The sequence below is a fragment of the Kribbella sp. NPDC051586 genome, from assembly GCF_044453965.1.
Classification (GTDB): domain Bacteria; phylum Actinomycetota; class Actinomycetes; order Propionibacteriales; family Kribbellaceae; genus Kribbella.
This window is the reverse complement of the sequence record NZ_JBITDF010000006.1, coordinates 138,659-157,677: the sequence shown is the minus strand read 5'-3', so window position 1 is coordinate 157,677 and position 19,019 is coordinate 138,659. Positions and strand designations below refer to the sequence as shown.

Here is a 19,019-nt window from a genome sequence, read left to right as displayed (position 1 = left end):
CACGCCTGAAAGGTCTGCTCTGAGCGTCTTGGACCCGCGGTCCCCACTCGTGATCGATACGCACGAGCTGTCGCGCCGCGCCGGGTCCCAACGCGAAGTCACCTTTACGGCACCGGCGCCGGCGGATCTCGGAATCGACGTGATCGGCGTCCCCGAAGGCGACCCGATCCAGTTCGATCTACGACTGGAAGCGGTGGTCGAAGGGGTGCTCGTCACCGGTACGGCCCGCGGCCGTCTGGTCGGGGAGTGCGCGCGGTGCCTGGTCGATATCGAGGACGAGTTCCTCGCTGACGTCCAGGAGCTGTACGTCTACCCGGAGAGCGAAGCCGAGCCGGACGAGGCCAGCCGGATGGAGGGCGATCTGATCGACCTCGAGCCGGTGCTGAGGGACCAGGTGGTGCTCGCACTGCCGTTCCAGCCGCTGTGTACGGACGACTGTCCGGGTCTGTGCCCCGAGTGCGGGGTGCGCCTGGCGGACGAGCCCGGCCATCAGCACGAGGACGGCGTCGACCCGCGCTGGGCCGCCCTCGGCGGCCTGCTCCAGCAGGATGAACCACCGCACCACAACTGAACACCAACGTCAGCTAGCCGGCCGGGTCCACCAGCCCCCGGCCGAACCGAGGAGTCATAACCGTGGCCGTTCCGAAGCGGAAGATGTCGCGCAGCAACACCCGTAGCCGCCGGGCCCAGTGGAAGACCACTGCCCCGTCGCTGGTGACCTGCGTGAACCCCGCCTGCCGCGCGAAGCACCTGCAGCACACCGTTTGCCCCAACTGCGGCCAGTACGGCGCCAAGGGCGAGCGCCGCCAGGTCGTCGAGAGCTAAACGGCACCAACCCAGTGAACTCTGCCAACGAAACGGGGCTCTACGCCGAGCTGAACCAGCGGCTCGGCGTATCGCTGGCTGACGAATTGCTGGAGCACGCCTTCACCCACCGCTCGTTCGCGTACGAGAACGGCGGGTTGCCGACGAACGAGCGGCTGGAGTTCCTCGGGGACTCCGTGCTCGGCGTCATCGTCACGGAGTCGCTGTTCCGGAACCACCCGGACCTGTCCGAGGGCCGACTGGCCAAGCTACGGGCCGCGGTGGTCAACATGCGTGCGCTCGCGGGTGTCGCCCGCGAGCTCAAGCTCGGCAAGTACCTGCGGCTCGGCCGCGGCGAAGAAGCCACCGGCGGCCGGGACAAGTCGTCGATCCTGGCCGACTGCGTCGAGGCGCTGATCGGCGCCGTCTACCTGGACCGCGGCTTCGAGACCGCGGGCAGCGTGGTGCACCGGCTGTTCGACGACCTGATGGAGTCGTCGGCCCGGCTCGGCGCCGGCCTGGACTGGAAGACGTCGCTGCAGGAGCTGGTCGCCCAGCTCAGCGTCGGCGTCCCGGAGTACGTGATCGCCGAGTCCGGACCGGACCACGCGAAGACGTTCGAGGCCCGGGTCCGGATCGGCTCCGACACGTACGGTCACGGCATCGGCCGGAGCAAGAAGGAAGCCGAGCAGCAGGCCGCCGAGACCGCCTGGAAGGCCCTGCGCGCCGCGCACCCCGACAGCACGGACCCCTCTCAGCAGCCCTGAGCGGCAGCCCTGAGTGCCTGAGCTTCCTGAGGTAGAGGTCGTCCGCCGGGGTCTCGCGGAGTTCACCACCGGCCGGATCATCGACGCGGTCGAAGTCCTGCACCCCCGTCCGGTACGGCGCCACGCCGCCGGGCCGGACGACTTCGTGGCCCGGCTCAAGGGCCAGGTGTTCGCCGAGCCGGCCCGCCGCGGGAAGTACCTGTGGCTCCCGCTGGTCTCCGGCGACGCCGTGCTCACCCACCTCGGGATGAGCGGCCAGTTCCGGGTCCAGCCGGTCGGCGCGCCCGACGAGCCGCATCTCCGGGTCCGGTTCCGCTTTGCGGACGACCTCGGAGAGGTCCGTTTTGTGGACCAGCGGATGTTCGGTGGTCTGTCGTACTCCGAGGGCGGCGCGGAGCTGCCCGCCGAGATCGCCCACATCGGCCGGGACCCGTTCGATCCTCTGTTCGATCCGGCCGCCGTGACGGCGAAGATCCGGCGCCGGCGGACCGGTCTGAAGCGGGCGCTGCTGGATCAGACCGTGGTCAGCGGGATCGGCAACATCTACGCCGACGAGGCGTTGTGGCGGGCGAAGCTGCACTACGCCCGGGCAACCGAAACGCTGAAACCCCTGCAGATACAGGGGATTCTGCAGCAGGCGCACGAGGTGATGGCCGAGGCGCTGAACGTTGGTGGCACCAGCTTCGACGCGCTGTACGTCAACGTCAACGGGGAATCGGGGTACTTCGAGCGCGGCCTGAACGTCTACGGACAGGAGGGATCGCCGTGCCCGCGGGACGGCAGGCCGATCCGTCGCGAGCCGTTCATGAACCGTTCGTCGTACCGGTGCCCGAAATGTCAGCCGGTTCCACGCCACGTTCGCTGGTGAGCGAGGTATCGTTAATAAATGTGGCCCAGGTTGACCCGTCGCCCCCGCCGGTGTCACCCTGAAAGACGGCACACATTTTCGGCGCTCCTTCATGACCAGGACCTGGAGCGCACCCGGCCAGAACCCTTCCGGAGGACAGCACAATGGCCAAGGCTCTTCTAGGGCATCTTGGAGGCACTGACCCGCGCATGCTCGAGCAGGTTCGTCTGCTCAACCGGCGTGTCGCCGACCTGGAGGCGCACGTGATGCGTCTGCAGGCAGAGAACGACCACCTCGTCGCACAGATTCACGAGGGTCGCCTGCTGACCGTCGACGAGGCTTTGCGCGCCCCCGCTTCGGTCTGAGGACCCTAGCCGCGACAACAGAGAATTGCATCTCGACCGTCCGCACAACCACGGCGGTGGCCCCCGTCCGGGCCTCCGCCGCCTGTGTATACAAGCAGTGAATGTTCAGCTTCTGTTGCCCTGAGTCGGCCCTCTCGCCGGTCGGCCTCCACAAGTTCGCGCGCATCTGCCTCTAGACTGCACAGCGGAACTACTTCCCCCGGGTAGCGGCACGAGCAGTTACGACGGTTCCTTTCGGTATCGTCTGTCCTTTCACGGGTTGGAGAGCTTCGCCTTGTACCTGAAGAGCATGACGCTCCGGGGCTTCAAGTCGTTCGCGTCCGCGACGACGATGAACTTCGAACCAGGCATCACCTGCATCGTCGGGCCGAACGGCTCCGGCAAGTCCAACGTCGTCGACGCGCTGGCCTGGGTGATGGGTGAGCAGGGCGCGAAGTCGCTGCGCGGCGGCAAGATGGAGGACGTCATCTTCGCCGGCACTTCCGGCCGTGCCCCGCTGGGCCGCGCCGAGGTGGTGCTCACCATCGACAACACCGACGGCGCGCTGCCGATCGAGTACGCCGAGGTGACGATCAGCCGGACGATGTTCCGCAACGGCGGGTCCGACTACCAGATCAACGGCCAGAACTGCCGCCTGCTCGACGTCCAGGAGCTGCTCAGCGACTCCGGTATCGGCCGCGAGATGCACGTCATCGTCGGCCAGGGCCAGCTGGACTCGATCCTGCGCGCCACGCCCGAGGGCCGGCGCGGATTCGTCGAGGAGGCCGCCGGCGTCCTGAAGCACCGCAAGCGCAAGGAAAAGGCGATCCGGAAGCTGGAGGCCACCGAGGGCAACCTGCACCGGCTCGGGGACCTGATCGCCGAGATCCGCCGCCAGCTGAAGCCGCTCGGGCGCCAGGCGGAGGTGGCGCGCCGGGCGGTGACGATCCAGGCGGAGGTTCGCGACGGCCGGGCCAGGCTGCTCGCCGACGACATCGTCCAGGCCCAGTCCGCGCTCGAGGCCGAGCTGCGGGACGAGGCCGCGCTGACCGAGCGCCGGTCCGAGACCGAGGCGAAGTTGCGGGAGGCCCGTGAGCTGGAGGCCGAGCTCGAGGACGCACTCCGCGAGGACGCGCCGGCCCTGCAGGCCGCGCAGGACACCTGGTATCAGCTGTCCGGCTTCGGCGAGAAGGTCAAAGGTACGGCGCGGATCGCGGCGGACCGGATCCGCTCGCTGAACGACGAGGCCGACGACGGGCCGCGCTCCGGCCGCGACCCCGAGGAGCTGGAGCTTGAGGCCGCCCGGGTCCGTGAGACCGAGGCGCAGATCGAGGCCGAGGTCGAGGCGCACTCCGAGCTGCTCGCGGAGTCCGTCGAGCGCCGCCAGCAGCTGGAGTCGCAGGAGGCCGAGGAGGAGCGCCGGATCTCCGCGCTGATCCGGGCCGCCGCCGACCGCCGCGAGGGACTGGCCCGGCTGACCGGCCAGGTGAACGCGCTGAAGAGCCGCGCGGCCGCCGCCGAGTCCGAGATCGGCCGTCTGGCCAGCAACATGAACGAGGCCGAGGTCCGCGCCGCGAAGGCCCAGCACGATTTCACCGCGCTGGAGACCCAGGTCGCCGGGCTGGACGCAGGCGAGAAGGGGCTCGACGACCAGTTCGAGGCCGCCCAGGCGGTGCTCGACGAGATGGACGAGCGGCTGGCGAAGCTGCGCGCCGAGGAGCGCGACGCCGAGCGTGAGCGCACCGGTCTGGCCGCGCGCAAGGAGGCGCTGGAGCTGGGTCTGAACCGCAAGGACGGCGCCGGCGCCCTGCTGGCCGCGTCCGAGCAGGTCAACGGCCTGATGGGTTCGGTCGCCGCGCTGCTGAGCGTGCGCGCGGGGTACGAGACCGCCATCGCGGCCGCCCTGGGCGAGGCCGCCGACGCAGTCGCGGTCACCCACACCGACGCGGCGCTGCACGCTGTCGGTCACCTCAAGCAGCACGATCTGGGCCGGGCCGGGATGCTGCTCGGGGACGCTCCCGCGGACGACCACGACCTGTGGCCGGCGCTGCCCTACGGGGCGTCGTACGCCGTGGACGTCGTGGACTGCCCGGCGACGCTCCGCCCCGCGCTGCGACGGCTGCTCCGCAAGGTTGCCGTGGTGGACGACGTGCCGGCCGCGCGGTCCCTGGTGCGCAATCTGCCCGACATCATGTGTACGACGCGTGCCGGCGACGTGCTGGGTGCGCATTTCGCGTACGGCGGGTCGGATGCGGCGCCGAGCCTGATCGAGGTGCAGTCCGCGGTCGACGAGGCGGCGGAGAAGCTGACCGAGGCGACGGCGCGCAGCGAGCGGCTGCGGTTCGAGCTGCAGGGGCTGGAGGACGAGCGGGCCCGGCAGAAGGAGTCCGTCGAGATCACCCTGGCCCGGCTGCACGAGTCCGACGCGGCGATGGCCGCGGTGGCGGAGCAGTTGGCGCACTTCGGGTCGCTGGCGAAGGCCTCACGCGGTGAGGCGCAGCGGATGGCCGAGGCGATCGCCGCGGCCGAGGAGGAGCGCGACAAGAACCTGTCCGGCCTGGCCGAGCTCGAAGAGCGGCTGATGGACGCCGAGGCGTTCGACGACGACGGCGACGAGCCGGACACGTCGGAGCGCGACCGGCTGGCCGAGGCGGCCAAGGCAGGGCGTGCGACCGAGATGGAGGCGCGGCTCGCGCTGCGTACCACCGAGGAGCGGGCCCGGGCGCTGTCCGGACGGGCCGACTCGCTGGAGCGCGCTGCCCGCCAGGAGCGCGAGGCGCGGGCACGGGCGATCGCCCGGGCGGCGCGGCGGGCGCGGCAGGCAGAAGCGGCGCAGGCCGTCCACCTGGCCGCCGGCCACGTGCTGGCCCGGCTCGAGTCCTCCCTGCAGCAGGCGGCGGCCGAGCGGTCGGCGATCCAGGCGCAGCGGGCCGACCGGGAGCAGGCGCTCTCACAGGCGCGCTCCGCGACGCGGAACCTGAGCTCCGAGCTGGAGCAGCTGACGAACACCGTCCACCGCGACGCGCTGGCCCGGGCCGAGCAGAAGATGCGGCTCGAGCAGCTGTACGAGAAGGCGCTGGGCGAGCTCGGGATCGAGGTCGACGCGCTCGTCACGGAGTACGGACCGGATCAGCTGGTGCCGCCAGTGCCCACACAGCCCAAGGACGGCGACGACGGCACGCTGGAGCTCGAGGGCGAGCCGTTCGACCGGACCAAGGTCGAGAAGCGGCTGAAGCAGGCCGAGCGGGCGCTCAACCAGCTCGGCAAGATCAACCCGCTCGCGCTCGAGGAGTTCGACGCGATGGAGGAGCGGCACCGCTTCCTGTCCGAGCAGCTCGACGACCTGAAGAAGTCCCGCCGCGACCTGATGGATATCGTCAAGGAGGTCGACGAGCGGGTCGAGCAGGTCTTCACCGAGGCGTACCGCGACGTCGAGATCGCGTTCGAGCACGTCTTCAGCCGGCTGTTCCCGGGTGGTGAGGGCCGCCTCGTCCTGACCGACCCCGACGACATGCTGGCCACCGGTATCGACGTCGAGGCCCGTCCGCCCGGCAAGAAGGTCAAGCGGCTGTCGCTGCTGTCCGGCGGCGAGCGGTCCCTGGTCGCGGTCGCGTTCCTGGTCGCCCTGTTCAAGGCCCGTCCGTCGCCGTTCTACATCCTCGACGAGGTCGAGGCCGCGCTGGACGACACGAACCTCGGCCGCCTGCTGGAGATCTACGAAGAACTGCGCGAGAACAGCCAGCTCCTGGTCATCACCCACCAGAAGCGCACCATGGAGGTCGCCGACGCGCTGTACGGCGTGACCATGCGCGGCGACGGCGTCTCGTCCGTCATCTCCCAGCGGATCCGCGAACCGGAGCCCGTCTAGGCGGTGATCGTCATCGAGGCGAGCTGCTCGTCCTTGATGGCGAAGGTGAAGTGGGAGGGGCCGTTGAAGCCCTTCCCGCCTACCTGGGTCAGGATCGTCAGCGGGTTGCCGTCGACGGTGACCTCTGTGCCGGTGAAGGTGGCCTGCTTGCCGATCAGTTCGTTCTGGCTCCAGGAGCGGATCTGGTCGGGCCCGTGGAACTCCCGGCCCCAGTCGTTGACGTAGCCGTCCGCGGCGAACGCCGCCACGAACGCGTCGTTGTCCTGCTCGTCGATCGCGGTGAGCGCGCGCTGGACCGCTGCGGGAATCTCCTGACTCATAGTGGCGACGATAGCCCTCCCGGTTGAACCGGTCCCCGGATCCGCACGTGTGACAAGTGACGAACGGTCAACCAAGGAGGGCCTGATGAAGCGACTGAGCAGTCTGGTCGGAGTGGTCGGCGTAGCCGTGCTCGGCCTGTCGGGGCTGACCGCGTGCGGTGGTGACGATTCCAGTTCATCCTCCGGCTCGGGCTCCAGCAGCTCGGCGCCGGCCAGCCAGCCGGCTGCTGCCGGGGCGAAGCTGGCGACCGCGGACATCAGCGGTCTCGGCAACGTCGTTGTCGACGGCAACGGGCGGACGGTGTACGTGTTCGACAAGGACGTTTCGGGCAAATCCACCTGCGAGGGCGGCTGCCTGGACAAGTGGCCGGTGGTGGCCGCGGGCGACGGTACGCCGCAGCTGACCGGGATCGACGCGTCCCTGGTCAGTACGGTCACCCGGTCGGACGGCTCCAAGCAGCTGGCCATCAACGGACTGCCGCTCTACCTGTTCGCCAGTGACAGCCAGGCCGGCGAGGCCAAGGGCCAGGCCGTCGGCGGTGTGTGGTGGGTCGTCGGCGCGGACGGCAAGAAGATCACCACCCAACCGAGCGGCTCCGGAAATGGCAACGGCTACTGAACCTCTGCTGGTGTTGGCACCGGCGAATCCCGGTATCGTGCGGTCGGTGGGTGATACCCCAGGGCCGCACGACGCCGAGTCGCTGATTCGCACGCTGTACGCCGAACACGGGCGCAGTCTGCTCGCCTACGCGACCCGTCTCACCGGAGACCGGGCCGCTGCCGAGGACGTCGTACAGGAGACGCTGGTACGGGCGTGGAAGCACGCTGCCGACCTGACCTCCGGCCGAGGATCGGTCCGGGGCTGGCTGCTGACGGTGGCGCGCAACATCGTCACCGACCGCGCCCGGGCGAAGGCGGTGCGTCCGGCCGAGGTGGCCGACGTGGTGGACAAGCCGCCGATCCAGGGCGACCACTCCGAGTCCGTGGTGAACACCATGGTCGTGATGGATGCCCTGGACAAGGTGTCGCCCGAGCATCGTGAAGTACTCGTGCAGATCTACTACCGCGGCAGGTCCGTGGCAGAGGCTGCCAAGGAGCTGGGTGTTCCACCCGGTACCGTGAAATCGCGTTCGTACTACGCCCTCCGAGCTCTGCGCGCGGTGATGGCCGGATCAGAAGCGGAGGTGTCCCGATGACTGAGCACGACCGTATGCAACTCGGCGCCTACGCACTGGGTGCACTGGAACCCGGCGAGGCCGCCGATGTCGACGAGCACCTGGCTACCTGTGCGGAGTGCCGTGCGGAGCTGGCGGAGCTGAGCGAGATGAAGGACTTCCTCGGTGAGGTGCCGCCGGAGGCGTTCCTGGAAGGGCCGCCCGAGGGTGGTGACCTGTTGCTGCAGCGCACGCTGCGGGAGGTCCGCGAGTCGTCGGCAGAGCCGCCGCTACCGGTCCCCGTCAAGCGCAGTCGCTCCCGCTGGCTGATGGTGGCCGCTGCACTCGTCGTGGTCGGCGGTGCGCTCGGCGGCGGTGTTGCACTGGGCCGGTCGACCGCACCGCAGGCAACCGAACCCGCGGCCGGCTACAAGGAAGTCACCGCCATCGACACATCCACCGGCGCGAAGATGGCTACTACCGTCGAGCCGCGGACCGGTTGGAGCTGGGTGCAGGTGCAGGTCACGGGACTGAAGTCCGGAGACCAGTGCCAGCTTCTCGTCACCGACAGGACCGGTAAGACGTGGACGGCGGGCAGTTGGGTGGTGTCGGACAAGGCTGCGAAGAACGGCAGCACGTTCGGCGGCGGTGTGCTGGTGCCGCTCGATCAGGTCCACTCAGTGGAGATCAGGACCCTGCAGGGAAAGCATGTAGTCACAGCGACGATCTGAATGTAGTTGCGGGACACGAGAGGATGGAGCCGTGGCTACTACCTCCGAGGACCTGCGGGAGCGCCGGAAGAACGCGGCGGACAACTGCGAGCACTGGCTGTTCAACCGGCGAGTGCCGGCGCCGGACAGGTTGCGGCGGCTTGCGGAGGTGGCCACGGACGACCTTGTCGACATGTACGGCAGCGGCGGCGAGGTCGCGGCGCTGGAGCAGGAGGTGGCCGAGCTGCTCGGCAAACCGGCGGCGGTGTTCCTGCCGACCGGCATCATGGCGCAGCAGAGTGTGCTCCGCGTGTACGCCGACCGCGCGGGTACGGGCCGGGTCGCAGTACACGGCCTGTCTCACCTCCTGGTGCACGAGCTGAACGCACTGGAAGAGGTGCATCACCTGCGGATCGAGCGGCTGACGTCAGAGCCGCGCCAGCCCCGGCCGGACGAGCTGGCCGCCATCCCGGGCAAGTTGGCCGCGGTGACGTTGGAGCTGCCGCTGCGCGATGCCGGGTATGTCCTGCCGACGTGGGATGAGCTGGTCGTGTTCTCCGAGTCCTGTGCGGAGCGCGGCGTACCGCTGCACCTGGACGGGGCGCGGCTGTGGGAGAGCACGCCGTACCTCGAGCACAGCCTGGCTGAGATCGCTGCGCTCGCCTCGACCGTGTACGTGTCGTTCTACAAGGTGCTGGGCGGGATCAGCGGTGCCGCTCTGGCCGGCCCCGAGGACGTGATCGCCGAGGTACGGCGGTGGCAGCGGCGGCTGGGCGGCAATCTCTTCTCGCTGTTCCCGTACGCCGTGTCCGCGCGCGACGGCCTGCGGACGGTGCTGCCACTGATGGACGACCTGCACCAGCGGGCGGTCGAGGTCGCGATGGCCTTGCAGAGCGAGGGTTTCCGCGTCTTCCCGGAGCCGCCGCACACCAACTCGTTCCGGTTGTACGCACCGCGCGCCGCGGACGCGATCGAGCGCGCCGCTGTCGAGCGGATGGAGCGGACCCGCGAGGCATTGTGCTCGCCGTGGCAGCCGGCCGACGTACCGGGCTGGTCGTGGATCGAGGTGGTGGTGACGCCGCACTCGCTGTCCTCGCCGGTCGACGAAATCGCCAAGGCGTTCGGGGAACTTCTGACCCGCTGAGAGCGTCAGGCCCTGTGTTGGGGCAGGTGTGGGGATTCGGGGAGAGAAGTGCTGACATTCGTTGTGACGATGGTCGTTCTGCTGGTTCTGTCGGGCCTGGTGCTGCTCGCTGTGGCAAGGGGAGAAGGCAAGCGCTTCGGGTAGTGGCGCTGTAAGGTCGCACAGCATGAGGCGACTCATCTTCCAGGAGTACGTGACGCTCGACGGATACGCCGCCGGACTTGACGGGGGACTGGAGTTCTTCGACTCCATCGCCGACCATGCCGACGATGCCGACGACGACAATCTCCACCTGCTGGAGAGCATCGACACGATGCTGCTCGGCGCGGAGACGTACCGGTTGTTCGCGAGCTACTGGCCGACCGACGCCTCCGCGGACCAGCCGGTCGCGCCGATGCTGAACGCGCTGCGTCTGGTTGTCGTGTCGACCAGGCTCGACAGTGCGCCGTGGGGCTCCTACGAGCCGGGTCTGGTGATCCGCGACCTCGATGCGGTGCGTGCGCTCAAGGTCGAGGACACCGGCAAGGACATCATCCTGTGGGGCAGCATCACGCTGTTCCAGTCGTTACTGCGCGCCGGACTGGTCGACGAGGTCCAGTTGCGCATCTGCCCGATCCTTCTGGGCGCGGGCAAGAGCGCGTTCCCCAGTGGCGAGTCACCGGTTGAGCTGGCGCTGATCGAAGCGCGCCCGTGGGCCAACGGTGGCGTACTGGTGCGTTACCGGCCGGCTAGCTGACCGCGTCCAGGATCGCCTTCACGATCGGGGCGGCGATGGTGATCGTGGGCAGGACCAGGAGCGTCACTGCCCCGGCGTAGGTCAGCGTGGACAGCGCTCGCTCGTTGGGCGCCGGATTCGCCAGACGCTCGACTCGGAGTACTGTCGCGGACTTTGCTGCCGCCAGAGCCGCCTCGGGGGCCGGTGACCCGGCCAGCGCTACCAGTGCGCGGGCCAACGGGCGCGGGCCGTTGCGGCGACGGGCGTCGTCGTCGGCGAGCAGCTCAACCAGCGTGCGGGCCTGCTCCAGCGCGACGTCGCTGCGCACCCACCGCGGGAAGGCATGGTGCAGCGCAGTGAACTCCTCCAGCACCAGGTCATGACGCGCCCGCAGATGCGCCTGCTCATGGGCCAGCACAGCCGTCAGCTCGCTGTCGTCCAGCCGGTCCAGTGCACCGACCGACACGACGACCCGTGCGCCGCGCAGTGCCGGCAGGCAGTACGCAAGCGGCGTCTCCTCCGCCAGCACGCGCAGTCCGGGGATCAGCCCGTCCGGTGTGGCCAGTACGTCGACCAGATCGCGGTGTCGCTTGCGACGGGCCCGCGTACCGACTGCGACTTTCCCGACAGCCCAGAGCAGCCTGATGACCACCGAGGCAGTCATCGCGAGGATCAGTGCGGCCACGAGGTCCCGTGGCGAGGACGGGTCGAACTTCGGCTTACCGGGCTCGCCGGCGATCGAGTACGAGAGCGCTATACCGGCACCCAGCGCGGCCAGTACGGCGGCCAGCGCGATCGCCTGCCAGAGGATGACTGCCGCCCGGGGGACTCGGTAGGGCCAGCTGGAGCGAGCCAGCACGGCCGGTGCCGGGCCGGTGAGCACCAGCGCCAGGACGGCCAGCAGGACCGGGGCGATCACCCCGTCTGCTCCTGACCGTCCAGCCGGGACAGGGCCTCGCGCAGCAGTGCTGCTTCCTCGTCGGAGACCTGGCCGACGAAGCGGACCAGCGCCTCCCGCCGGTCGCCGGCGCGGTCGAGGGCGTCCCGCATCAGGTCAGCGGCCAGCTCCTCGCGGGGCGCGGCGGAGCGGTAGCGCCAGGCCTTGCCGTCGCGCTCGCGCTCGGTCAGCTTCTTCTTCGCCAGCCGGTCCAGAACGGTCATCACGGTGGTGTAGGCGAGCTCGCGGGTGCCGGCGAGTTGCTCATGCACTTCGCGCACGGTCATCGCCCTCGGCGCGGCCCACAACTGCTCCATCACCAGGCGCTCCAGGTCCCCCAGGGGCCTCGGTGCCTTGTCTTCGCTCGCCACGTGACCAGTATAACTACGCGTTGTAGTAGATCCGCGGTAACATCTACTACGAAACGTCGTAGATGGCTGGGGAGGCCTTCCGATGGACACGCTGGATCTGGCGCGGTGGCAGTTCGCGATCACCACCGTGTACCACTTCTTCTTCGTGCCGGTGACGATCTCGCTGGTCGCGATCACGGCCGGCCTGCAGACCGCGTGGTACCGGACCGGGAAGGAGAAGTACCTGCGGCTGACCAAGTTCTACGGGAAGCTGTTCCTGATCAACATCGCGATGGGTGTGGTCACCGGCCTGGTGCAGGAGTTCCAGTTCGGGATGAACTGGAGCGACTACTCGCGGTTCGTCGGGGACGTGTTCGGCGCCCCGCTGGCGCTGGAGGGGCTGCTCGCGTTCTTCCTCGAGTCGACGTTCATCGGCCTGTGGATCTTCGGCTGGGAGCGGCTGCCCCGGCTGGTGCACCTGGGCTGTATCTGGATGGTGGTGCTCGGCACGCAGTTGTCGGCGTACTTCATCCTCGCGGCCAACTCCTGGATGCAGAACCCGGTCGGCTTCCGCTACAACGCCGAGCGGGGCCGGGCGGAGCTGACCGATCTGTGGGCGGTGCTGACCAACAAGGTCGTGCTGGTGACGTTCCCGCACACGATCTTCGCCGCGTTCATGGTCGGCGGCGCGTTCGTCGCCGGCGTCGCGTTGTGGCACCTGGTACGGCGGCCTTCGGTGGACAAGGACGTGTTCCGGTCGGCGTTGAAGATCGGCGCCTCGGTGGTGCTCGTGGCCAGCGTCGGCGTCGCGATCAGCGGCGACCTGCAGGGCAAGGTGATGACCGAGGTGCAGCCGATGAAGATGGCCGCGGCCGAGGCGCTGTACGAGACCGAGAAGCCGGCGTCGTTCTCGGTGTTCACCGTCGGCACGCTGGACGGGTCGAAGGAGATCTTCTCGATCAAGGTGCCGGACCTGCTGTCCTTCCTCGCGACCGGGCACTTCGGTGGCGAGGTGAAGGGGATCAACTCGCTGCAGGAGGCGTACGAGCAGCTGTACGGCCCGGGGTCGTACAAGCCGAACATCCCGCTGACGTACTGGACGTTCCGGTTGATGATCGGGGTCGGGATGGCGTCCGCGGCGGTCGCGTTGTGGCTGCTGTGGGTGACCCGCCGCGGCCGGGCGCCGAGTCACTGGCTGGTCTGGCTGGCGGCTCCGTTGCCGCTGCTGCCGCTGGCCGCGAACACGTTCGGCTGGATCTTCACCGAGACCGGTCGGCAACCGTGGCTGGCGTTCGGATTGTTGCCCACGGCATCAGGTGTGTCGCCCGGTACGACGGGGGGCGAGGTGATCACCTCCCTGGTCGGGTTCACCCTGCTGTACGGCGTACTCGCGGTGGTCGAGACCAAGCTGCTGCTGCGGACGATCCGCGGCGGCCTGGCCGGGACGGACGATCCACCCGAGACCGAGCCGGATCAGCCCGACAAGCCGCTGTCGTTCGCGTACTGAGGGGTTCGAGATGGAACTGACGACTGTGTGGTTCATCGCGATCGCGATGCTGTGGACCGGGTACTTCGTGCTCGAGGGCTTCGACTTCGGAGTCGGGATGCTGTTCCGCGTGCTCGGCCGCAACGAGCCCGAGCGGCGGGCCGCGATCACCACGATCGGGCCGGTCTGGGACGGCAACGAGGTCTGGCTGATCATGGCCGGCGCGGCGACCTTCGCCGCGTTCCCGGAGTGGTACGCGACGCTGTTCAGCGGGTTCTACCTGCCGCTGTTCGCGATCCTGGTCGGGCTGATCGTCCGCGGCGTCGCGCTGGAGTACCGCGGCAAGCGCGACGAGCCGGTCTGGCGCGCGCGGATGGACTGGATGATCACGATCGGCTCGCTGCTGCCGGCGCTGCTCTGGGGCATTGCCTTCGGCAACATCGTCCGGGGTGTGCCGCTGGATGCCGATCACGAGTACGTCGGCAGCTTCGGGACCCTGCTCAACCCGTTCGCGCTGCTCGGCGGGCTGACCTTCGTCGCGGTGTTCGTCACCCACGGCGCGATCTTCCTCGCGCTGCGCACCACCGACGACCTGCGCGTCCGCGCCAACCGGCTGGCCACGCGCACCGGGGTCGTTGCCGCGGTGCTGACGATCGCCTTCCTCGCCTGGGCGCAGGTGCTGCGCGGCGATACTGTCTCGGTCGTCGTGACGATCGCCGCGGTGGTCGCGTTCGCCGGCGGCCTGGTGGCGAACCTCTTGCGCCGCGAGGGCTGGGCGTTCATCGGTACGACGTTCGCGATCGGACTGGCCGTAGTGTCGCTGTTCATCGCTCTGTTCCCGGACGTGATGCCGTCGACGCTGGAGCCGGGGACGACGCTGACCGCGGTCGAAGCAGCGTCCTCGGCGTACACGTTGAAGGCGCTGACGATCATCACCGCGATCTTCCTGCCGCTGGTGATGCTCTACCAGGGCTGGACGTACTGGGTCTTCCGGAAGCGCGTGATGGTGGCGGCATCGTGAAGCCGCTCGACCCGCGGCTGCTGCGGAGGGCCCGGGGCGCCCGGGTCTTCTTGGCCGCGTCGGTACTCATCGGTGTGGCCAGTGGCGTGCTGATCGTCGTACAGGCAGTGCTGCTGGCGCATGGCATAGCAGGCGTCGTACTGCGGGGCAGCGCCGTCACTGATGTCGCTTGGAGGTTGGTGCTGGTCGTTGCGGGGCGGGCGCTGCTGGTGTGGGCGCAGGAGGTGGTCGCGCAGCGCGCTGCGGCTTCAGTGAAGTCGACGCTGCGGAGACAGGTGCTGGAGCACTCGCTGAAGCTCGGACCGGTGTGGCTGAGTGGTGAACGCAGCAGTGCGTTGACAACGCTGCTCACCAAGGGCCTTGACGATCTGGACCCGTACTTCGCTCGGTATCTGCCGCAACTGGTCCTGGCATCGACAGTGCCGGCCGGAGTGATCGGCTGGATGGCTACCGGCGATCTGATCGCCGCGGGGACCGTGCTGGTCACGCTGCCGTTGATTCCGATCTTCATGGCGTTGATCGGTTGGGCGACGCAGGCGCGGAGCCGGCGGCGTCAGCACGCGCTGGCTGTGCTGGCGCATCACTTTGCGGATGTGGTCGGTGGGCTGACCACGCTGAAGTTGTTCGGACGCGCGAAGGCTCAGGAGTCCGCCGTACGCCGGGTGACCGATCAGCACCGGGCTGCGTCGATGGGGAGCCTGCGGCTGGCGTTCTTGTCGTCGTTCGCGTTGGAGTTGCTGGCCAGCATCTCGGTGGCGTTGGTTGCCGTGGGCGTCGGTCTGCGGCTGGTCGACGGGAAGCTCGGGCTGGAGACGGCGTTGATGGTGCTGATCCTGGCGCCGGAGGCGTACCTGCCGCTGCGGCAGGTCGGTCTGCAGTTCCACGCGAGTGCTGACGGGGTGGCGGCGAGCGAAGAGGTGTTCCGGGTGCTGGAGACGCCGTTGCCGGTGCGAGGGGATCGGACCGATGTGCCTGACCTGCGGGTGAGTCCGCTGCACATGTACGACGTGACCGTGCGCTACCCGGGGCGTGACGAGCCGGCGCTGGACGGGTTCGACCTGGAGCTGCGGCCGGGCGAGGTGGTCGCGCTGACCGGGCCCAGTGGTGCTGGGAAGTCGACCGCGCTGGCGGTGCTGCTCGGTTTTGTCGAGCCGGAGCGTGGTGTGGTCGTGGCTGGTGGCAGTGCGGCGGACGAGTTCGACCCGGTCGAGTGGCGGCGCCAGTTTGCCTGGGTGCCGCAGCGCCCCGGCCTGCGGCTGGGAACCGTGGCCGACAACGTGCGGCTGGGCCGACCGTCCGCATCGGACGACGAGATCCGCCTGGCACTGATCACCGCCGGAGCCGGCGAGTTGGCCTTGGACAAAGCAGTGGGAGAGCAAGGCCAGCTCCTGTCGGGCGGCCAGCAACGTCGAGTCGCCCTGGCCCGCGCTCTCATCACGGACGCTCCAGTCCTCCTGCTGGACGAGCCCACCGCCGGCCTCGACCCCGACGCAGAAGCCACCGTGGTCGCCGGCCTCCGGTCCACAGGACGCACGGTCCTGATGGTCGCCCACCGCCCCGCCCTCATCGCAGCCGCCAACCGCACAGTCACCCTAGGAGCCCGGGAGCTGGTGACCGCATGACCGAATCAAGCCGATCAGCCTGGTGGCAGTTGGTGCGGCCTGCGGTGGGAGTCCGGTGGCGACTGGTGCTTGCGTTGGTGTTGGGCGTTGCAGCCGCAGGGTCGGCGGTCGCCTTGCTCGCGACGTCGGCCTGGTTGATCACGGCGGCCTCGGCTCAGCCCCCGGTGTTGCTGTTGTTGGTCCCGATTGTGGCCGTGCGCGCGTTCGGGGTCGGGCGTGGTGTCTTCCGGTACGTCGAACGGCTGGTCGGCCACGATGCGGCGTACCGAGTGCTGGGAGAGACCAGGGCCCGCATCACTGGTCGGCTCGAGAAGATCGCACCGGGTGGGCTGACCTCGCGGCGCAAGGGCGACTTGCTCGCACGGCTCGTACTGGACGTAGATGCGGTCCTCGACCTCTGGCTGCGAGTACTCCTGCCAGTAGCTGTCGCAGCCGTAACAGCCGCCGCCACGGTAGCCCTCCTCGCGCTCCTACTCCCAGCAGCAGGCGCCGCAGTAGCGCTGGCAGTCCTCATCGCGTGCACCGTCGTACCGTGGCTCACCGCACGCACCGTCCAGAAGGCCGAACGCAATCTCACCGGTGCCCGCGGCGATGTGGCTGCGACTACCACCGAGACCCTGCTCACCGCGGCTGACGTTGTCGCCTACAACGCGATCGACTCAGTGCTGGACGCCTTCAGCCGCCATGACGCCCGACTGGCCGCCGCCGAACGCCGCTCCGCCTGGAGCACCGGCCTCGGCAGCGCCCTCCTCGTCCTGTGTGTCGGCGGCGCCAGCGTCGCCGCTCTCCTCCTCGGCAGTACGGCGAACATCACCGGCGCAGTGTTCGCGGTACTCGTCCTCACCCCACTGGCCCTGGCTGACGTCCTCGGAGGCATCCCCGCGGCCGCTCAGCTAGCCATCCGAGTCCGAGCCGCCCTGACCCGGGTCCAGGAACTCGTCGACACCCCTGAGCCGGTCACCGAACCATCAGATCCGCTCCCACTCCCAACCGGCCGCGACCTGCAGGTCAAGCTTCTGCGCGTCGGGTACGACGACACCGATGTACTGGACGGCCTCAGCCTGGAAATGCCGGCCGGGAGCCGCGTGGTGATCACCGGTCCGAGCGGCTCGGGCAAGAGCACCCTGGCCGCGGTGCTGCTGCGGTTCCTCCAGCCACGCGGGGGAGAGGTGTTGCTGGACGGAGTGGACCTGGCCCGGCTCGAAGGTGACCAAGTGCGTTCGGTCGTCGGCCTGCTGACCCAGGAGAGCCACGTCTTCGACACGACCATCCGGGAGAACCTGCTGCTCGCAAAGCCGGGCGTGAGTGACCTGCAGCTGTGGAAGGCGCTGTATCGGGCCCGGCTCGGTATGTTCGTCGAGAAGCTGCCGGCCGGCCTCGACACAATGGTCGGGGAGCACGGTGCCCGGCTGTCCGGTGGTGAGCGTCAGCGGCTCGCGTTCGCGCGTCTCCTGCTTGCCGATCGCGACGTACTGGTCCTGGACGAGCCGACCGAGCACCTCGACGAGGAGACCGGCCGGGCGTTGCTCGCCGACCTGTTCGCGGCCGCCGGCGACCGGACCGTGGTCCTGCTGACGCACCGGCCCGAGCTGGTACCTGATCACGTACCGCGACAACTGGTTTGCCTGACGTGACAGATGCGGGCGGCGGGCCGGGCGTCTGTCAAGATTGGGAATCGTGTTGACCCCACTGCTCGTCTCGCTCCTCCTGCCGCTGATCACCGACCAGGCTCTGATCACGATCGTCGTGGTGATCGCGGTCGTTCTCGTCGTCGGCACCACCGGTCTCGTCGTCGCCCGGCGGCGCCGTTCCGAGCTGCCTCCGGCCGCCAAGCCCGCTGCCGTGGAGGCGCCGGAGCCGAAGGTCGGTGAGGACGCCGAGGAACCCAGGGACACGCCCACCCGGACGCTCGAGGACACCGAGCTGCCCGAGACCGGGAGCGGCGCCGCTGCCACGCTCGAGAAGCCGGAGTCCGCGCAGGGCCGGCTGGTCCGGCTGCGGGCCCGCCTGGCGCGGTCCCAGGGCTCGCTCGGCAAGGGCCTGCTCGCCCTGCTGTCGCGGGACAAGCTCGACGAGGAGGCGTGGGAGGACATCGAGACCACGCTGATCACCGCGGACGTCGGCGTCGCGCCGACGCAGGAGCTGGTCGAGAAGCTGCGCACCCGGATGCGCGTGGAGGGTGTCGGCGCCGCACAGGCCCGGGAGATCCTCCGCGAGGAGCTGGTGGACCTGGTCGACCCGTCGATGGACCGGTCGCTCAAGGCGAGCCGCAAGGACGGCCAGCCCGCCGTCATCCTGATGGTCGGAGTGAACGGCACCGGCAAGACCACGACCGTCGGCCGGCTGGCCCGCGTGCTGATCGCCGAGGACAAGCACGTCGTGCTCGGCGCTGCTGACACCTTCCGTGCGGCCGCCGCCGACCAGCTGCAGACTTGGGGTGAGCGGGTCGGCGCCCGCACCGTGCGAGGACCTGAGGGCGGCGACCCGGCCAGCATCGCGTTCGACTCGGTCAAGGAGGGCATCGCGGAGGAGGCAGACGTCGTACTGGTCGACACCGCGGGCCGCCTGCACACCAAGACCGGTCTGATGGACGAGCTCGGCAAGGTGAAGCGCGTCATCGAGAAGTCGGCCGAGGTGGACGAGGTACTGCTGGTCATCGACGCCACCACCGGCCAGAACGGGCTCACCCAGGCCCGCGTGTTCGCAGAGGTCATCGACGTCACCGGACTGGTCCTGACCAAGCTCGACGGTACTGCGAAGGGCGGCATCGTGATCGCGGTGCAGCGGGAGCTCGGCGTACCGGTGAAGCTGGTCGGTCTGGGCGAGGGACCCGACGACCTGGCGCCGTTCGACCCCGAGCAGTTCGTCGACGCCCTGCTGGATTGACACTGCCGGACTGATGTAGAACAGCCGGCGCCGGCTTCGTCTCC

General features: G+C 69.2%; 19 protein-coding genes. 16 read left to right on the top strand and 3 right to left on the bottom strand.

Annotation, left to right across the window (positions count from 1 at the left end; all coding sequences use genetic code 11):
- Window positions 1-49 precede the first annotated feature (49 nt).
- From ACIA58_RS38780 to smc, 6 genes are all read left to right on the top strand, one after another.
- A complete protein-coding gene (locus tag ACIA58_RS38780; RefSeq protein WP_396408863.1) occupies window positions 50-571 on the top strand; it encodes a YceD family protein in 522 nt (173 codons plus the stop codon).
- Window positions 572-633: 62 nt separating this feature from the next.
- Window positions 634-825: a 50S ribosomal protein L32 gene (rpmF, locus tag ACIA58_RS38775; protein ID WP_130387616.1), complete on the top strand. Its 192-nt coding sequence runs from the start codon at window positions 634-636 to the stop codon at window positions 823-825.
- A gap of 14 nt (window positions 826-839) precedes the next feature.
- The gene (gene rnc, locus ACIA58_RS38770) at window positions 840-1,571 is read left to right on the top strand and encodes a ribonuclease III (RefSeq protein ID WP_396408862.1); all 732 of its coding nucleotides are present in this window, start codon (window positions 840-842) and stop codon (window positions 1,569-1,571) included.
- A gap of 13 nt (window positions 1,572-1,584) precedes the next feature.
- Window positions 1,585-2,439, top strand: a complete 855-nt coding sequence (mutM, locus tag ACIA58_RS38765) for a bifunctional DNA-formamidopyrimidine glycosylase/DNA-(apurinic or apyrimidinic site) lyase (RefSeq protein WP_396408861.1) — start codon at window positions 1,585-1,587, stop codon at window positions 2,437-2,439.
- 188 nt (window positions 2,440-2,627) lie between these two features.
- Window positions 2,628-2,783, top strand: a complete 156-nt coding sequence (locus ACIA58_RS38760) for a hypothetical protein (protein ID WP_233715190.1) — start codon at window positions 2,628-2,630, stop codon at window positions 2,781-2,783.
- Between the two features lie 274 nt (window positions 2,784-3,057).
- Entirely contained in the window at window positions 3,058-6,630 is a 3,573-nt protein-coding gene (smc, locus tag ACIA58_RS38755) for a chromosome segregation protein SMC (RefSeq protein WP_396409293.1), read from the top strand.
- On the opposite strand, the gene ACIA58_RS38750 is transcribed toward smc, so the two are convergent.
- Window positions 6,627-6,950 (bottom strand): nuclear transport factor 2 family protein, encoded by a 324-nt coding sequence (locus tag ACIA58_RS38750; RefSeq protein WP_396408860.1) that lies wholly within the window; start codon window positions 6,948-6,950, stop codon window positions 6,627-6,629. The genes smc and ACIA58_RS38750 overlap by 4 nt on opposite strands.
- 85 nt (window positions 6,951-7,035) lie before the next feature.
- On the opposite strand from ACIA58_RS38750, the gene ACIA58_RS38745 reads away from it, so the two are divergent.
- From ACIA58_RS38745 to ACIA58_RS38725, 5 genes are all read left to right on the top strand, one after another.
- Window positions 7,036-7,569, top strand: a complete 534-nt coding sequence (locus ACIA58_RS38745; protein ID WP_396408859.1) for a hypothetical protein — start codon at window positions 7,036-7,038, stop codon at window positions 7,567-7,569.
- 46 nt (window positions 7,570-7,615) lie between these two features.
- The gene (locus ACIA58_RS38740) at window positions 7,616-8,146 is read left to right on the top strand and encodes a sigma-70 family RNA polymerase sigma factor (RefSeq protein ID WP_396408858.1); all 531 of its coding nucleotides are present in this window, start codon (window positions 7,616-7,618) and stop codon (window positions 8,144-8,146) included.
- Entirely contained in the window at window positions 8,143-8,835 is a 693-nt protein-coding gene (locus tag ACIA58_RS38735; protein WP_396408857.1) for an anti-sigma factor family protein, read from the top strand. The genes ACIA58_RS38740 and ACIA58_RS38735 overlap by 4 nt, the downstream gene beginning before the upstream one ends.
- A 31-nt stretch (window positions 8,836-8,866) precedes the next feature.
- Window positions 8,867-9,958, top strand: a complete 1,092-nt coding sequence (locus tag ACIA58_RS38730; RefSeq protein ID WP_396408856.1) for a threonine aldolase family protein — start codon at window positions 8,867-8,869, stop codon at window positions 9,956-9,958.
- A gap of 166 nt (window positions 9,959-10,124) precedes the next feature.
- Complete coding sequence (locus ACIA58_RS38725) at window positions 10,125-10,694, top strand: dihydrofolate reductase family protein (RefSeq protein ID WP_396408855.1); 570 nt, start codon at window positions 10,125-10,127, stop codon at window positions 10,692-10,694.
- On the opposite strand, the gene ACIA58_RS38720 is transcribed toward ACIA58_RS38725, so the two are convergent.
- A complete protein-coding gene (locus ACIA58_RS38720) occupies window positions 10,687-11,592 on the bottom strand; it encodes a M56 family metallopeptidase (RefSeq protein WP_396408854.1) in 906 nt (301 codons plus the stop codon). The genes ACIA58_RS38725 and ACIA58_RS38720 overlap by 8 nt on opposite strands.
- Entirely contained in the window at window positions 11,589-11,981 is a 393-nt protein-coding gene (locus ACIA58_RS38715; RefSeq protein ID WP_396408853.1) for a BlaI/MecI/CopY family transcriptional regulator, read from the bottom strand. Before ACIA58_RS38715 ends, ACIA58_RS38720 begins: the two co-directional genes overlap by 4 nt.
- Window positions 11,982-12,063: 82 nt before the next feature.
- On the opposite strand from ACIA58_RS38715, the gene ACIA58_RS38710 reads away from it, so the two are divergent.
- The 5 genes from ACIA58_RS38710 to ftsY are packed head-to-tail and all read left to right on the top strand — an operon-like array spanning window position 12,064 to window position 18,975.
- A complete protein-coding gene (locus tag ACIA58_RS38710; RefSeq protein ID WP_396408852.1) occupies window positions 12,064-13,467 on the top strand; it encodes a cytochrome ubiquinol oxidase subunit I in 1,404 nt (467 codons plus the stop codon).
- 10 nt (window positions 13,468-13,477) lie between these two features.
- Window positions 13,478-14,467 (top strand): cytochrome d ubiquinol oxidase subunit II, encoded by a 990-nt coding sequence (gene cydB, locus ACIA58_RS38705; RefSeq protein ID WP_396408851.1) that lies wholly within the window; start codon window positions 13,478-13,480, stop codon window positions 14,465-14,467.
- On the top strand, window positions 14,464-16,089 hold the full coding sequence (gene cydD / locus ACIA58_RS38700) for a thiol reductant ABC exporter subunit CydD (RefSeq protein ID WP_396408850.1): 1,626 nt from the start codon (window positions 14,464-14,466) through the stop codon (window positions 16,087-16,089). Before cydB ends, cydD begins: the two co-directional genes overlap by 4 nt.
- Window positions 16,086-17,723 (top strand): thiol reductant ABC exporter subunit CydC, encoded by a 1,638-nt coding sequence (cydC, locus tag ACIA58_RS38695; protein WP_396408849.1) that lies wholly within the window; start codon window positions 16,086-16,088, stop codon window positions 17,721-17,723. The genes cydD and cydC overlap by 4 nt, the downstream gene beginning before the upstream one ends.
- A 43-nt stretch (window positions 17,724-17,766) precedes the next feature.
- Window positions 17,767-18,975, top strand: coding sequence for a signal recognition particle-docking protein FtsY (ftsY, locus tag ACIA58_RS38690; RefSeq protein WP_396408848.1), 1,209 nt, complete (start codon window positions 17,767-17,769; stop codon window positions 18,973-18,975).
- Window positions 18,976-19,019 lie beyond the last annotated feature (44 nt).

What these genes read in the sequence shown, in the direction of transcription:
- ACIA58_RS38760 (WP_233715190.1), top strand. Translation starts at nt 2,628, where the DNA reads ATGCTCGAGCAGGTTCGTCTGCTCAACCGGCGTGTCGCCGACCTGGAG.
- ACIA58_RS38750 (WP_396408860.1), bottom strand. Translation starts at nt 6,950, where the DNA reads ATGAGTCAGGAGATTCCCGCAGCGGTCCAGCGCGCGCTCACCGCGATC.
- ACIA58_RS38745 (WP_396408859.1), top strand. Translation starts at nt 7,036, where the DNA reads ATGAAGCGACTGAGCAGTCTGGTCGGAGTGGTCGGCGTAGCCGTGCTC.
- ACIA58_RS38735 (WP_396408857.1), top strand. Translation starts at nt 8,143, where the DNA reads ATGACTGAGCACGACCGTATGCAACTCGGCGCCTACGCACTGGGTGCA.
- ACIA58_RS38725 (WP_396408855.1), top strand. Translation starts at nt 10,125, where the DNA reads ATGAGGCGACTCATCTTCCAGGAGTACGTGACGCTCGACGGATACGCC.
- ACIA58_RS38710 (WP_396408852.1), top strand. Translation starts at nt 12,064, where the DNA reads ATGGACACGCTGGATCTGGCGCGGTGGCAGTTCGCGATCACCACCGTG.
- cydB (WP_396408851.1), top strand. Translation starts at nt 13,478, where the DNA reads ATGGAACTGACGACTGTGTGGTTCATCGCGATCGCGATGCTGTGGACC.
- cydC (WP_396408849.1), top strand. Translation starts at nt 16,086, where the DNA reads ATGACCGAATCAAGCCGATCAGCCTGGTGGCAGTTGGTGCGGCCTGCG.